The following is a 15,090-nucleotide window of genomic DNA, read 5'->3' as shown; positions in this document are numbered from 1 at the left end:
GATGCGAAATCCGGGCCGGGGATCATGCCCCGGCCCGAACCCGGCCTTACCGGAAGAGAGAGAGGATCGACTGCGGCGCCTGGTTGGCAATCGACAGCGATTGCGTCGCCAGCTGCTGCTGAACCTGAAGCGCCTGCAACTTGGCCGAGGCTTCCTCCATATTGGCATCGACCAGCGTGCCGATCCCCGCCTTCAGCGAATCGACCAGGGAATCGATGAAGTTGGTCTGGGTCTCGATCCGGCCCTGCGCCGAGCCGAAGGAGGCCGCCGCGTCGATCGAGTTCTGGATCAGCGTTTCCACGTTATCCAGCGCCGAATCGGCCCCGGCATCGCTGGTCACGTCGATATTGTCGAGACCGAAGAGCCCGCCCGAGGCGGTGCCGCCCGCCTGACCGTTATCGGTCAACGTCATGGTCGCACCCCCCGTGGCGTCGCTGCCGTCATAATCGACCAGCACGTTCCAGCCATCGGTGGCGTTGCCCGTGACCTTGGTGGTCACACCGGTTTCGCCGCCCGCATCCACCGCGGTCTTCAACCCGCGCGCCACGTCCTCCATGGTCTCACCCTTGCCCGCGACATAGTCGTAGTCGTTGCCGTTGACGGAGATGCGGTAGCTGTCGCCATCGTTGACGGTGGCCTGGGTGTCCAGCGCCACCGCTTCGGCGCGATAGGTCAGGTTGGTGGTGTCGGAGCCCGTTGCCGCGACAGCGGAGTCGCCGGTGCCGGCATTGGCCATCGCGATTGTATCGGTGCCGCCCGAGTTCCAGCCGACGGTGAATTCCTCGAAGGAGTTGGTGTTCGACAGGGTCAGGACGCCCGATCCGTTCGAGGATGCGGTGATCCCGGTCAGGCCGAGCGCGTTGATCTGCCCCTCGGCATTATCGATCATCGTTGCCGCATCGGTATCGAAGGCCACCGTGACGGTCGAGCCATTGATCGAAAGTTCCAGCGAATCGGCGCCGGAGGTGTTGGCATAGGTCAGCGCCACGGAATTGGCCGCCGCGGTGCTGTCGATGCTGCCTGCCGCCGCCGTGATGTTGGTCGCCAGCGACGCGCCGCTGCCATAGACGCCCGCCGTGGCCGTCAGGTCCTGGCGGTTCACCGTGATGTTGCTGGCCGAGACCGAGCCGTTCTCCGACCGGTCCAGCGAGGACAGGATGTTCACGTCATCGGTGCCCTTGACGAGGTTCAGCCCGTTGAATTGCGCCGCACCGACGACCGAGTTGATCTGGTCGCGCAGCGCGTCGATATCGGTCTGGATCTTGGCGCGGTCGACGTTCTCCTCCTGCGCGGCGACGATCTTGCCCTTGATGTCAGTCAGAAGGTCGGTGACCGTTTCGGACGCGTTGCGCGCGACCGCCACGGTCGATTCACCCAAGGAGAGACTCTCCGAGATACCCTTGAAGCCTTTCACATCGGACTCCATCACTTTGGAAATCGCCCAGACGGCGGAATTGTCCTTGGCCGAATCGACACGCTTGCCGGTGGAAATCTCCGTCTGGGTCTTGTTGAGGTCGGTGTTGACGCTTTTCAACGTCTGCAGCGCGACCATGGCGCTGGTGTTGGTCAGAATACTGGACATGGAGTGCCCTTCCTTCAAGTTGCCGGGCGCAGGTTCCGCGCCCATTGATCCGACCTGCTTTCGCAGGCTCACTCGAAACGTCCTTCTGACGCCTGTAACGTCCTCGTTCGGTCCGTCACGCCACCTGGGTCAGGTGCAGGGTCACACTGGGTCGGAAAGCTCTAACAACCCCCTAAGGAAAAATGGTTTTTCCCGTGGATTTTAGCGAAAATCGCGGGGCTCAGCTGCGCCGTTCGAAACGCGGGCGGGTGCCGCCGATCCGGTCAGCGCGCCCCAGGCTGTCATAGCTGGTAAAGCCGCGCCCGCCCTGTCGTGCGGCGCGCGCATCCTGCACCCCGCGCAGCGCGGCCTGCAAAAGCTGCCCCTGCCGCGCGGCGCGTGTCTTGATCCGGTCCAGCCGACCGCCCTGCGCCCTGTCGGGCGGATGCGCGGCGAGGGCGGCAAGCGCGCCGGTCAACCGGGCCTCGATCTCGGCCAGGCCGTCGAAGGCACCCGCAATGATCCTGGCGCCCTGCTCCTCCAGCGCGGCCTCGAGCGTCTCGAGCGGATCGGCGCGCATCATGGCCCGCCGCCTTCGCGCGCGACCAGCGCCTGGAAGAGCGATTCGGCCAGGCCGATACCGCCGCCCTGGGCCATTGCGCGGGCCTGTTCATTGCGCAGGAAAGACGAAAACTGTTCCTCCCCCACGCCACCGCCGAACGTATCGCGCGCGGCCCCCGCGCCCGCATGGCGCAGCATCTCGGCCAGGAAAGATGCCTCCAGATCCTGCGCGACCTGGCGCAATTGCGCGGTTCGCTCAGGGGTGGGGGGCGGTCCGGCGGCGACGGATTGTGCAATCTCGGTCACGGGGAAACCTCCTCAAGTTGGAGCGATTATCCGCCGCGGTCGTAAAGATTTGGTAAGCTATCTGGTCAATTCTGCCCCGGAGTTCTGGAAGAAGCCTGGATTTGAGACCGCATGACAGCCGGCATTGTCCCCTTGCCCCAATATCCGTTCCTGTCGGCCCCCGGCCCGTCGGGCACCGTGCCGCGCGTCCTGTCCGATGGGGCGTTCCTGTCATTCTTGCTGCCTGATCGCTCCGACCGCATTCAGCCGTCCGGTCTGATGATCACGGACCAGCCGCCCCCCCCGGTCTCCGAGCGCGCGCTGCCATTCCCGACTGCCGGATCGGCGGAGGTGAGCCCCGGTTCGGTCAACTTGCCGGGTCAGACGCCACTTGCCCCCCTATCAATCCCGTCGGCAAGCCAGTCACTGGCCGGCACCGCGCCGGATGCCGACCTGCTGACTGAAGCGCCCGGGATAGATACGCCGCCCACACAACAGCCGCGTCGGCTGACCAGTGCTGGCTTGAAGGACGAACCAGACCATCCCGCGCCGCAACAGCCAGCCCCGATTCCAGCGGGGCAGGAGCATCGCGCCTCGGCACCGGAAGCCGGACGCGACAGTATCGCGCCTGGTGACGGCCTGTCCGCTCTGCGCCGCGCGGGGAACACGAACGTGCCCCCGTCCCCGACCGCGAGGATGATTGAACAGATCCCCGTGCCGGAGGCGCGTCATGCTGCCCGTCCTCATGAAGAGGTCCGGCAAATGCCCCCGGCAGACGAATCGTCCCCGCCCGGGTCGGGTCCGACACCTTCAGCCACGACCGAGGGGATGTCCGATGCTGTCACGGCACGCGACATAGCTGTCGATACGGGGGCTTACACCGCCCTGCCGCCAGGCCCCGACGGGTCACCGCGCGCCATGACACAGCAGGCAGACGCCCCCCTGCCGCGCGCCACGCCATCGGGCGTGGCCCCCGCCGCGACCCATCCCTTTGCCCTGTCACGCGATCCTGTCGCACCAGCCTCGGCCCCTGTTCAACCCGTCGCACACGCGGCATTGTCCCCGACCGGCACCACAGCGGCGACGTCCCCTCCGCATCCATCTGACTTGGCGATCAAACCAGCCCTGGCACCGGGGGCGCTCCCCGCCGCCGCTGACAGTTCGTTCGCACGATCCGCGCCAGATGGAACCGACGTCTTGCCGCCTCCACAGCCGCGCGCGGGCGCGCAACCCGTTCAAGGGCATACGCCCTTCAGGCCTGTCCAGTCAGTGCCCCCCGATCCCGATGCCGCAGGCCCTTCCGCGGCACCGGCCCCAGAAAGGATTCTGTCGCGGGCCGCATCGCTCCCGGCTGCGATTTCCGCGGAGGTGCCCGCCCCGGTCGTGGCCCCGGCGATGCGCGGCCCCCAGACCCTTGCCGCTACACCCGAGCCGTTCCGGCAAGCCATCCCGCCCGTCGCGACGGACGGTCCGAAACCTGGTCCTACAGGCGCCACCCGGATACCGCGCCCTCAGACGCAGCCCCTGCCAATGACACCCGGCGCATCGGCAGGACCGGATCACGACCTCCCGCCCCCGGCGACACCCGCGCCGATTACGGCCTCGGTGACAGCGTCGGAGCGGGCCGCGTCGCCCCCGATCCAGCTGCAAACGGTCGGGGCACAGGACGCGCCTCTTCCCCCATCGCCCCCCCCGACGCTCAGCCTGTCGGCATCGGTCGATCCCGTGGAGATCAGCACTCTGTTCTCAACCCCGGTGGCGGAACTGCCCGACATGCCGACAGCGACCTCACAAGCCCCGACCGCCACGCCTCTGCCCACGCGGGCAGAGCTGGTCGCGGCCCAGGTGGCCGCCGCTCTCTCCGGGTCCGCCGCTGCACCGGATCGCAATGGACCGCTGGAAATCGCCCTCGATCCGCCGGAGCTTGGCAAGCTGCGCATCTCGGTCAGTCAGGGCGATGACGGTCTGTTTCTGGCGGTGACGGTGGACCGGCCCGAAACACTGGACCTGATGCGCCGCCACGCGGGCCTCCTGACGCAGGAGTTCCAGCGCCAGGGGTTGGAGCATTCCGGCTTCAGCTTCACAGGCCGGGGCGGCGGTGAGGCCAATCACGGCACTGGTTCCGGCGCGCCTGAGCGGGCCGTTTCGGACACCCCCGGCCTGTCCACCGACACGCCCCCCCTCGCGGCCACCGGCCTCGATATCCGCATCTGAAGGAGACCCAGCAAATGGAGATCACCCCCGCATCCACACCGGCCACCGCCCGCGCGGGAAGCACCGGTCAAACCATGATCAACTCGGATTTCCAGACCTTCCTGACCATGCTGACGACGCAGATGCAGAACCAGGATCCGCTGAACCCGATGGACTCGACCGAGTTTGCCTCGCAGCTTGCCACCTTTTCCGGGGTGGAACAGCAGGTGCGCACCAATGACCTGCTGACCGGCCTCAGCCAGAGCATGGCGCAGGGGGGTATGAGCCAGGTCGCGAACTGGATCGGAATGGACGCCCGCGCCGAGATGCCGATGGCCTTCCAGGGCGAGCCGCTGACCCTCTATGCCCCTGGCCACCCGCTGGCCGACCGGATGGAGCTGATCGTCACCGACGGGGCTGGCAACGAGATGCAGCGCCTGCGCGTCCCGACCAGCGAGACGCCTTTCGAATGGGCCGGAGTCACCACCGATGGCAGCCCCCTGCCGCAGGCAGTCTATGGCTTCCATGTCGAATACTTCAGCGAGGATGAGCCGATCGGCGTCCAGCCCGCGCAAGGCTACGCCACGATCGAGGAGGCGCAGATCGTGGATGGCGAGGTCTGGCTGTCGATGCCGGGCGGCGTACAGGTGCGATCGGCGCTGGTCGAGGCAATGCGCGAGGCCGCCTGAGGCAAGCGCGGACAGGCGCGATGCCCGCCCCGGTTTCTATCCGCGTCTACTTGGTCGGATCGGGCGCGGTGCCGCCCTGCCCGCCAGCGCCGCCACCGATGATCAGTTCCGCCTGCGGATAGCCGACCTCATCCGAGGGGGCTGAGGTGCCGACATAGATGTCATACTGACCCTGCAACGGGCTGCCCCAGGTGATGTTGGGCTGCAACTCGCCCGCGCTGTCATCGTCGCAATACCAGCGCCCGTCCGGCGCGTTGATCAGCAGCGTGGTGTCAAACTGGCTGGTTACCTCGAAGCTCAGCGGTGCGCCACTGCCCTGGTATTGCACCCGGAAATCCGGCGCTTCCGCGACGTGCCCGACGCAGCCCTGTCCGGCGGAAGAGGCCAGCAGGCTGCCCCCCGCCAGCAATTGCTGACGGTGCGGATCGGGCTGGAACCCGGCGGAAAGCTGCACGAAACCGAAGGTCGGCGGCAGGGTGTAATCGGGCTCGCTCGCGCGCAGATCGACCTGCGGCGTCTCGCCCGCCATGGTGGCGTTGATCCAGTCGGTATAGGCCGACACGCGGGTATAGGTGCCGTAATGGTCACCGTCCTGGTGGCAATAGGTGCCGCCCGAGACCAGCCCGACCTGCACATAGCCCTGCGCATCATAGGCATGCAGCGGCCCGCCGCTGTCGCCCCGGCAGGCATCGGCCACCGCCTCGCGGAAGCCCGCGCAGATGATGGTGTCATCGGCGGAGGGATCGCAGAGACTGCTCTGCACGATGGGCACCGCCGCCCCCAACAGAACCTCTGACGTGTCCCATAGTGACGGGGCCGAGGTGCTGCCGCGTTCCTCGACCGTCAGCGGACCGCGCCCGCGCGCGATATTCGGCGGCGGGGTCAGGCCCCATCCGATGATCACCGATTGCCCGCCCGGTGCCTCGACCGTCGCCGCCGTGGGCGCCTGCGACAGGCGCACCGGCGTCACCGCCATCGGGCGCGCCATCTCCAACAGCGCGATGTCGTTGATGCCGACGCCCTGATACCCGGCATGGACATAGATCCGGTCCACGTCATAGGCGATTCCGCCGCCCGACAGGCTGGAGGAGTTGGCGTAGACTTCCAGCGCCACCGGATTGTTGGGCGATTCCGTGTCGACACAATGCGCCGCCGTCAGAACCCACCGATCCGCGATCACGGTCGCGCCGCAGAAATGGCCGTCGAACCGGCTGCGCGCATTGGCCCGGTTGAGGGACACCATCCAGGGAAAATCCCCGATCGAGACGGGACAGCCGCCCATCACCCGGTCGCCCGAACAGAACTCCTGCGCCTCGGCCCGACCCGCAAAGAAGGTCCAGGACGCCAGAACAATGGCCCCAACCGCAATTGCTTTTGTAAACATGTGATTGCACCTCCCAATCAGCATCGACAGCCGCCAATGCGGCCCTGTAATCTCGAAACCCCTACCGCGCGCCGGGGCCCGCTTCGGAGATGACGTTCCAGCCCAAAGCCTCGCCGCTGCGCAACCCGCGATTCTCGGGCGCGTTGTTGACCTCGGCCCCCGCGCCGTCAGGCACGGCCGCCGCGACGGACAGCGTTTCGATGATCAGCGTGGCGGGCGGCGCGATCTCGGTCTCGCCCCTGGTCCCGACCCAGATCCGGTAGGAGCCCGGCGTCTGCTGATCGAGGTCCAGCACCGGCCCGCCACCATCCGCGGCACCCGCGGTGCAGATCCAGGTCTGGTCCGGGCCGTAGAGCATCAGGGTCGTGGGCCCGTCGCTGGCGGTGCGCAGGCTGATCGGGCCGATCTCCGGGGTCCAGTTCAGCTGGTAATCGGGGTTGCTGGCGACAAAGCCGCTGCACTGGCCATCCAGTTGCGCGGAATCCTCATACCCCCCGGCCAGCAGGTTCAGGTGCAACCCCTGCGGCGGCGGCGGTCCGTCCAGATCGACCACGCCATAGGCCGGCACCCCGCCCGTCAGGATGCCGCGCCCCGGCTTGGTCCCGGTGGGCAGGCTTGCGCCCGCGCGAACTGGCGCTTCATTGCTGTTGTCATGGCTGTTGCCGGGCTGGAAATGCGGCGGGATCTCCCCGGCGAAGGCGAATTCCAGCCAGGGCACCTGCCGCCCGCCAGTGGCGGTGCGCACCTGGAACGAGACCTCGTACATGATGTCGTCGATGCGCCGCTCGGGCCGTTCCAGCGCCCGCAAGAGCGCGCTGGTGAAAAGGCCGTTGCGCCCCTCCCCGTCCGAGGAGGTCTGACCGGGCGCGGCCGCATACATGATGAAGGCCGAGGCACCGGCGGGCGTTTCCATCGGGCTGAGGCCGGTGCCCATCTCGCGGCCGCCGCCGCGTTCTGGCAGCGGGTTGTTGCGGCAGGCATCCAGGATGATCACGCCTGTCGCCCCGGTCGCGGCCAGCCGCTCCAGAAAGCGCGGCGCGGGGTAGGACCAGTCGGGCACGTCATCGGCGAACTCGATCTCCTCGTCATCGACGGGGATCAGGTAATTGGTGCCTTTGTATTCCACGCCATGACCGGCAAAGTAGAACACTGCCAGGTCGCCGGGGTTCAGCGTGCGGGTAAAGTCGCGGATCGCGATCTGCATCGACCGCAGATCCTGTTCCAGCAAAGGGCCGTCGCCATAGAGGCGAAACCCGATCTCCTGCAGCCGGGCGGCCATGTCTTCGGCATCGTTGACGGGATTGATCAGCGGGTTCGCAGCATAGCTGGAATTGCCGATGACAAGTGCTACCCGCTCCGCGCTGGCGGCCCCGGCAAGGGCAAGTCCGGCCAGGACTGACAGGATGACGGACAGCGCTTCAGCCCGAAGACCACGCAGCAGCGACACGGCGGAAAACTCCCAAATCAAAAATTCATTGCGGGCATTATGCCCCGAAATCCTGATTTTTCCGACTCATTTATTTTTGAACCGACCGGGGGGTTGGACCGTCTCGGGGCGCGCGCGCAAGGGGACCGGATCAGCCCAACAGTTCCCACAAGATCACCACCGCCCCGGTGACAGCGATGCCCACCAGGAAGGCCGGGATGCGTTGCCGCCAGGGGGATGGCGGATGGCGCGGCAGGGTCTTGGCCTGGCCAAGCAGCGCCGCCTCGGCCAGTTGCGGCAGGCGCGGGCCGAAGCGTGCCAGGATCTGCGCCGTGCGCACAAGGTCACGGGCCATCGCCTTGGGGCCGAGATTCTCGGTGATGTAGCTTTCGACCACGGGCCGCGCCGATTTCCAGATGTTGATATTGGGATCGAGCGACCGTGCCACCCCCTCGACAACCACCATGGTGCGTTGCAGCAGGATCAGCTCGGTCCGCGTCTCCATCCCGAATTGTTCTGTTACGTCAAAGAGATAGCTGAGAAGGCGTGCCATCGAAATCTTGCTGGCATCCATGCCGAAAATCGGCTCGCCCACGGATCGCAGGGCCTGCGCGAATTCACCCACATCGCGGTCGGCAGGGACGTAACCGGCCTCGAAATGCACCTCGGCAACGCGGCGGTAATCGCGCCGGATGAAGCCCATCAGGATCTCGGCATAGATGCGGCGGGTAAACTCGTCCAGCCGCCCCATGATGCCGAAATCCAGCGCCACGATATTGCCGCTTGCGTCCACCTTCAGGTTGCCCTGGTGCATGTCGGCATGGAAATACCCGTCGCGCAGGGCGTGGCGCAGGAACATCTGCAACACGCGTTCGGCCAGCACTGTCCGGTCATGGCCGCCCGCGTCGATGGCCGCGACATCGCCCATCGGCGCGCCCTCGGCCCAATCCAGTGTCATCACCCGGCGCGAGCACAGGAACCAGTTGACCTGCGGCACCTTGAACCCGTCATCCTCGGCGGTATTGGCGGCAAATTCCCCGGCGGCCGAGCTTTCGATGCGCAGGTCCAGTTCGCGCAGCACGACGCCCTCGAAATGTTCGATCACGTCATGCGGGCGCAACCGCCGCGACGAGGGCGACAGCGTCTCGATCACCGTGGCGATCAGGTAGAAGGCGTCGATATCGCGGCGAAAGGCACGCTCGATACCGGGGCGCAGAACCTTCACCGCGACCTCCTGGCCCGTCTCGCGCAGCGTCGCGCGATGCACCTGCGCGATGGAGGCGGCGGCGACGGGCGGCGAAAACGCGGTGAACAGCTCCTCAAGCGGCGCTTCCAGCTCCTCCGCGACCATGCGCTTGGCGACATCGGTGTCAAACGGCGGCAGCTTGTCCTGCAACACCCGCAATTGCAGCGCCAGCTCTTCGCCGACCACATCGGGCCGGGTCGAGAGGATCTGCCCGAACTTGATATAAGCGGGGCCAAGTGCGGTCAGCGCGCGGGTGACGGGCGGCAGGTTGGTATCCCCCTTCAGCCCGAGCCACTTGAACGGCCAGCCCAGGATCCGCGCGCCCGCCCGCACGAAGGGCGGGGCCTGCATCGCCTCCAACGCCACCTTCATGGCGCCGGTGCGTTCGAACGTGGCCCCGGTGCGGATGAGGCGCCAGATATTATGCGGTCCGCGCATCGCTCAGATCTTCCAGCCCGAATGCAACGCCGCGATGCCCATCGAGAGGTTGCGATATTTGACCTGGCTGAACCCCGCCTCGCGGATCATGCTTGCGAAGATCTCCTGATCGGGGAATTTGCGGATGCTTTCGACCAGGTATTGATAGCTGTCGTGATCGCCCGCTATCGCCTGCCCCATCTTGGGGATGACGTTGAAGGAATAGAGATCATAGAGCTTCTGCAGTCCCTCGTTGGGCAATTGGCTGAACTCCAGCACCATCAACCGGCCACCGGGTTTCAGGACGCGGAACGCCTCGGACAGGGCGTCGGCAATGCGGGTGACGTTCCGGATGCCGAAGCTGATCGTGTAGACGTCGAAGCTGCCGGCTTCGAACGGCAGCGCCATCGCGTCGCCGACGATCCAGTCCAGCCGGTCGGCAAAATCCTCGGCCTCGGCGCGTTTCTGACCCTCGACCAACATGCTTTCGGTCATGTCCAGCACGGTCGCGTGCGCCACGGGCGCGCGGCGCAGGAAACGGAACGAGATATCGCCGGTGCCGCCCGCAACATCCAAGAGGCGCTGCCCGTCGCGCGGGGCCAGCCAATCCATCATCGCATCCTTCCAGACACGGTGGATACCCATCGACATGACATCGTTCATGACATCGTATTTCGACGCGACACTGGAAAAGACGCCGTGGACCATCCCGGCCTTTTCCTCCTCGCCTACGGTGCGGAACCCGAAATGGGTTGTCCTGTCGTCTTTCGTCATCTTGAAACTGCCCTGTTCCGATCCAGATCGGGGGTATACCTTTGCGCCCAGAGGGGCAAATCATCAATTGCCGCAGCGCGCCCGGTGCTGCTAGGGAATGGCGCTTTGACCCTCCTGTATCAAAGTTAGGTAAAGGCCGATGCCCGAACTGCCCGAGGTCGAGACCGTGCGCCGTGGCCTTGCCCCGGTGATGGAAGGTGCGCGCATCACCGCCGCCGATATCCGCCGCCCCGATCTGCGCTGGCCTTTCCCTGCGGACATGGCCGCGCGGCTGACGGGCGCGCGGGTGGAGCGCTTGCGTCGCCGGTCGAAATACATCCTGGTCGATCTGGACACCGGCGAGACGCTGCTCATTCATCTCGGCATGTCGGGGCGGATGCTGATCTCGACCCGCGGCGCGGATCAACCCCTGGCCGCGTTCTTTCACGCCCTGCCCGCCCCCGCCAAGCATGACCACGTCGTGCTGGACATGGAGGGCGGCGCGCGGATCACCTTCAACGACGCCCGCCGCTTCGGCGCTATGGACCTGATGGCGACCGCCACCGCCGAGGCGCATCCGCTGCTGGCCAGCCTCGGGCCCGAGCCCCTGGGCAACCGCTTTGACGGCCCCTACCTGGCCGCGGCCCTCAAGGGCCGCCGCACCCCGATCAAATCCGCCCTGCTGGACCAGCGAATCGTGGCGGGCCTGGGCAATATCTATGTCTGCGAAACGCTCTACCGCGCCGGTATCTCGCCCAAACGCCACGCGGGCCGACTCGCAGCCCCCCGTGCCGCGGCGTTAGTCCCGATTATTCGCGATGTGTTGAACGACGCCATTGCCGCAGGCGGATCGTCCCTGCGCGACCATCGCCAGACCAGCGGAGAGCTTGGCTATTTCCAGCATAGTTTTCAGGTATATGGCCGCGAGGGCATGCCCTGCGCCACACCCGGATGCAGGTCGCGCATTCGGCGCATCGTGCAATCGGGCCGCTCCAGCTTTTACTGCCCCGGCTGTCAAAGATAGCTTGAACCGGACGCGCGGGCTGATAACCCTGCCTCCTTGAGGACACCAAACACCGGGACGGATCGACATGGCCTACGAGACCCTGAACGTCGAGAACAAGGACCACATCTGCCTGATCAAGCTGAATCGGCCCGACGCGCTGAACGCCTTGAACACGCAGCTTCTGGAGGAACTGTGCACGGCGCTGGAGAAGGCCGATGCCAATGACAAGGTGCGCTGCATCGTCATCACGGGATCGGAAAAGGCTTTTGCCGCCGGGGCCGATATCAAGGAGATGTCGACCAAGAGCTTCGTCGAAGTCTACAACGAGAACCTCTTTGCCGACAGCACCGACCGGCTGACCGCGATCCGCAAGCCGATAATCGCCGCCGTGGCGGGCTACGCGCTTGGCGGCGGCTGCGAGCTGGCGATGGCCTGCGACTTCATCATCGCCGCCGACAGCGCCAAGTTCGGCCAGCCCGAGATCAACCTGGGCGTCATCGCCGGTATGGGCGGCAGCCAGCGCCTGACACGGTTCGTCGGCAAGTCCAAGGCGATGGACATGAACCTGACGGGCCGCTTCATGGATGCCGAGGAGGCCGAGCGGTCAGGGCTGGTCAGCCGCGTGGTGCCCGCGAAAAAGCTGATGGACGAGGCAATGGCCGCCGCCGCCCGCATCGCCGAGAAATCCATGGCCTCGATCAAGGCCGCCAAGGAGGCGGTCAACCGCAGCTATGAAACCACTCTCTCCGAGGGGCTCCTGTTCGAGCGCCGGGTGTTCCATTCGCTCTTCGCGACCGAGGACCAGAAGGAGGGCATGGCCGCCTTCCTCGAAAAGCGCGAGGCACAGTTCCGCGACAAGTGACGCGGGGGGTGCGATTCCGGGCTTTCCTTTCGCCGCAATATCCCCTAAACGGCCCGCCATACATGCGTGCGAGGTCCGCTTGACCAGATTCGGCCGGTTTAAGAAACCCGGTGTGGGCATCGCTTTCGCGTTCGACAGTCACCTGACAGCCCACCGAAGGGAACCCGAGATATGGCCAATACGCCGCAAGCCAAGAAACGCGCCCGCCACAACGAAGCGCGCTTCGCCATCAACAAAGCCCGCCGTTCGCGCATCCGCACCTACCTGCGCAAGGTCGAGGAGGCCATCGCCTCCGGCGACCAGGCCGCTGCCCAGGCCGCCCTGCGCGCCGCTCAGCCCGAGCTGATGCGCGGCGTCACCAAGGGGGTGTTGCACAAGAACACCGTTGCGCGGAAAATGTCGCGCCTGTCCTCGCGCGTGAAGGCGCTCGGGGCCTGATCGGGGCCTTCAAACCCCTTGTTTACAAGGCGTCCCACCCGGGGCGCCTTTTTTCTTTTCCGGAATTTCCCTGATCTTCGGCACCTTTATCCGGGCCCTCGGGGATTCGTTGCACCCCCCTCCCGAGTCAAGCGCAATGATTGATTGCGACAAGCGTCCGAGTCCCGCTAGCTTGAGATCAATGATTCACATTGTCTGGGGGGACATTCAGCTGCGTCATGACAGAATTGACCGGGTCCACGACAGCGCTGCCATGCTGCGTTAGAGAGACCGGGCAATCGGACCGGAAAGGTCCGGTCAGGCGCAGTCGGAAAGCCGTGTGATCGGGGGCTTCAGGGCCATCCGCATCGCATTGGTCCTTTCGCTATCCGGCCACGTGTCGGCGCTGGCGAGGTTCCGAGATGTCCAGAGACCTTTGCCCTTCGGGGCGCCGCACCAGAATCGCTCGGGCCGAAGGGTCCGGGGGCTGGTTGGCGTCTGTCGGGCGGAGCTTCTTGGTTTTTCCGTCGCGGAAGACCGGCCAGCGCACCGGATCCCGGTGGGGCAACACGCGTGTCGGCAAACGGCACCAGGCCCGGACCGGCGCGCGGATGATGCGGAACAGTTGGAAGGCGAAGGGACAACCAGGGCGGCGCACGCATCGCCCGCGCGGAGGATCGGCTGCTCAGGGCCGGGGCCGCCCGCGTCAATTGAAAAGAAGACGGGAATAGAATGACTCAGGATACGTGGGGCCAGGTTCGGGGCGAGCTGCTCAAGTCTGTCGGCAAGAACAATTTTTCGGCCTGGATCGAGCCGATCACCTTCAATACGGTCCAGAACCGCACCGCGCATTTCAATGTGCCCACGAATTTCATCGGCACCTGGGTCACGCAGCATTTTTCCGATGTCATCCTGCGCCACCTGATCTCGGCCGGGGTCGATGTCGACCGGGTCCAGTTTGCCGTGAATGCCGCCGCCGTGGCCTCGAACGCGGGAAATTCCAACAGCGCACCGACCCCGACGCCCGCCCCGGCCCCCGCGCCACAGTCCCGCAGGGCGGTTCAGGCCGCGCCGCAGGACCTGCCCGAATCCGCCCTGAACCCCGCCCATACCTTCGCCAATTTCGTCGTCGGCAAGCCCAATGAACTGGCCCATGCCGCCGCCCGCCGCGTTGCCGAAGGCGGGGCCGTGTCCTTCAACCCGCTCTTCCTCTATGGCGGCGTCGGCCTCGGCAAGACCCATCTGATGCACGCCATTGCCTGGGAATTGCGGCAGAGCCAGCCGCAGCTCAAGGTGATCTACCTTTCCGCCGAACAGTTCATGTATCGCTTCATCCGCGCCCTGCGCGACCAGGACACGATCAGCTTCAAGGAAACCTTCCGCTCGATCGACGTGCTGATGGTCGATGACGTGCAGTTCATCGCCGGCAAGAACTCCACCCAGGAGGAATTTTTCCACACCTTCAACGCGCTCATAGAACTCGGCAAGCAGATCATCATCTCGGGCGACCGCGCCCCGGTGGACATGGAGGAGCTCGACAACCGCATCGCCTCGCGGCTGCAATGCGGGCTGGTGGTGGACCTGCACCCGACCGATTATGAATTGCGCCTCGGCATCCTGCAACAAAAGGTCGAGGCACAGCGCGAACGCCACCCCGACCTCAAGATCGCGCCCGGCGTGATGGAGTTCATCGCACATCGCGTCTCCTCCAATGTACGGGTGCTGGAAGGCGCGCTGACCCGGCTTTTTGCCTTCGCCGACCTGATCGGTTGCGAGATCACCATGGACATGACGCAGGAATGCCTGTCCGACATCCTGCGCGCCTCCGACCGCAAGGTCACGATGGAGGAGATCATCAAGAAGACCTGCGAGCATTACCACCTGCGCCAGACCGACCTTATGAGCCCGTCGCGCGCCCGCAACATCGCGCGCCCCCGGCAGATGGCGATGTATCTGTGCAAGAAACTGACCACCCGGTCCCTGCCCGAGATCGGGCGCAAGTTCGGTGGCCGCGACCACACCACCATCCTGCACGGGGTGCGCAAGATCGAGGAGCTGATCTCGCTCGACAGCCAGATCGCCGAGGATGCCGAATTGCTGCGCCGGATGCTGGAGGCCTGACCCCGCTCTCCCCTTCCCTTTTCGCGAACCTTCTTTGTTCCGAAAATATCCAGTCCGTTTGGATTATGCGATGATGGTTGCGGGCGGGAGCTCGTAAATATCCAGATGCTTTGAGCTTTCAAAGACATCGTCTCCGGGCTTGAGCCCCGCCCGCATTGGTTTGTCCTGC

Annotated in this window: 13 protein-coding genes; 6 read left to right on the top strand and 7 right to left on the bottom strand. The window is 65.6% G+C overall.

From position 1 onward, the window contains the following. Positions 1-46: 46 nt before the first annotated feature. The 3 genes from AC13C7_RS01970 to AC13C7_RS01960 all read right to left on the bottom strand — a co-directional run bounded on the left by AC13C7_RS01970 (position 47) and on the right by AC13C7_RS01960 (position 2,428). Positions 47-1,582 carry a flagellin N-terminal helical domain-containing protein gene (locus AC13C7_RS01970; RefSeq protein ID WP_482866450.1) on the bottom strand — a complete coding sequence of 512 codons (1,536 nt, stop codon included), beginning with the start codon at positions 1,580-1,582 and terminating at the stop codon, positions 47-49. Between the two features lie 220 nt (positions 1,583-1,802). After that, positions 1,803-2,144, bottom strand: a complete 342-nt coding sequence (locus AC13C7_RS01965) for a hypothetical protein (RefSeq protein WP_474888984.1) — start codon at positions 2,142-2,144, stop codon at positions 1,803-1,805. Beyond that, positions 2,141-2,428 (bottom strand): rod-binding protein, encoded by a 288-nt coding sequence (locus AC13C7_RS01960; RefSeq protein ID WP_407925861.1) that lies wholly within the window; start codon positions 2,426-2,428, stop codon positions 2,141-2,143. The genes AC13C7_RS01965 and AC13C7_RS01960 overlap by 4 nt, the downstream gene beginning before the upstream one ends. A gap of 1,704 nt (positions 2,429-4,132) precedes the next feature. Here AC13C7_RS01960 and fliK point away from each other — a divergent pair. Then, positions 4,133-4,621, top strand: a complete 489-nt coding sequence (gene fliK / locus AC13C7_RS01955) for a flagellar hook-length control protein FliK (protein ID WP_482866449.1) — start codon at positions 4,133-4,135, stop codon at positions 4,619-4,621. 14 nt (positions 4,622-4,635) lie between these two features. Then, positions 4,636-5,289, top strand: a complete 654-nt coding sequence (locus AC13C7_RS01950) for a flagellar hook capping FlgD N-terminal domain-containing protein (protein WP_172320367.1) — start codon at positions 4,636-4,638, stop codon at positions 5,287-5,289. 46 nt (positions 5,290-5,335) lie between these two features. On the opposite strand, the gene AC13C7_RS01945 is transcribed toward AC13C7_RS01950, so the two are convergent. The 4 genes from AC13C7_RS01945 to ubiE form a co-directional block, all read right to left on the bottom strand. Then, entirely contained in the window at positions 5,336-6,673 is a 1,338-nt protein-coding gene (locus tag AC13C7_RS01945) for a S1 family peptidase (RefSeq protein ID WP_482866448.1), read from the bottom strand. Between the two features lie 61 nt (positions 6,674-6,734). After that, positions 6,735-8,120, bottom strand: coding sequence for a caspase family protein (locus AC13C7_RS01940; RefSeq protein WP_482866447.1), 1,386 nt, complete (start codon positions 8,118-8,120; stop codon positions 6,735-6,737). A 130-nt stretch (positions 8,121-8,250) separates the two neighbouring features. After that, entirely contained in the window at positions 8,251-9,783 is a 1,533-nt protein-coding gene (gene ubiB, locus AC13C7_RS01935) for a 2-polyprenylphenol 6-hydroxylase (protein ID WP_172320370.1), read from the bottom strand. 3 nt (positions 9,784-9,786) lie between these two features. Then, the gene (gene ubiE, locus AC13C7_RS01930; protein ID WP_172320371.1) at positions 9,787-10,536 is read right to left on the bottom strand and encodes a bifunctional demethylmenaquinone methyltransferase/2-methoxy-6-polyprenyl-1,4-benzoquinol methylase UbiE; all 750 of its coding nucleotides are present in this window, start codon (positions 10,534-10,536) and stop codon (positions 9,787-9,789) included. Between the two features lie 139 nt (positions 10,537-10,675). Between ubiE and mutM the strand changes: the two genes are divergently transcribed. From mutM to dnaA, 4 genes are all read left to right on the top strand, one after another. Continuing rightward, entirely contained in the window at positions 10,676-11,539 is an 864-nt protein-coding gene (mutM, locus tag AC13C7_RS01925) for a bifunctional DNA-formamidopyrimidine glycosylase/DNA-(apurinic or apyrimidinic site) lyase (protein WP_482866446.1), read from the top strand. A gap of 67 nt (positions 11,540-11,606) precedes the next feature. Next, on the top strand, positions 11,607-12,383 hold the full coding sequence (locus tag AC13C7_RS01920) for an enoyl-CoA hydratase (RefSeq protein ID WP_446118046.1): 777 nt from the start codon (positions 11,607-11,609) through the stop codon (positions 12,381-12,383). A 171-nt stretch (positions 12,384-12,554) separates the two neighbouring features. Further along, positions 12,555-12,821, top strand: coding sequence for a 30S ribosomal protein S20 (rpsT, locus tag AC13C7_RS01915; RefSeq protein WP_172320374.1), 267 nt, complete (start codon positions 12,555-12,557; stop codon positions 12,819-12,821). 711 nt (positions 12,822-13,532) lie between these two features. Beyond that, on the top strand, positions 13,533-14,921 hold the full coding sequence (gene dnaA, locus AC13C7_RS01910; RefSeq protein ID WP_172320375.1) for a chromosomal replication initiator protein DnaA: 1,389 nt from the start codon (positions 13,533-13,535) through the stop codon (positions 14,919-14,921). Positions 14,922-15,090: the final 169 nt, after the last annotated feature.

The sequence above is a fragment of the Alterinioella sp. B-7 genome (genome assembly GCF_056857775.1).
This window is presented reverse-complemented; position numbering and strand designations above follow the sequence as displayed.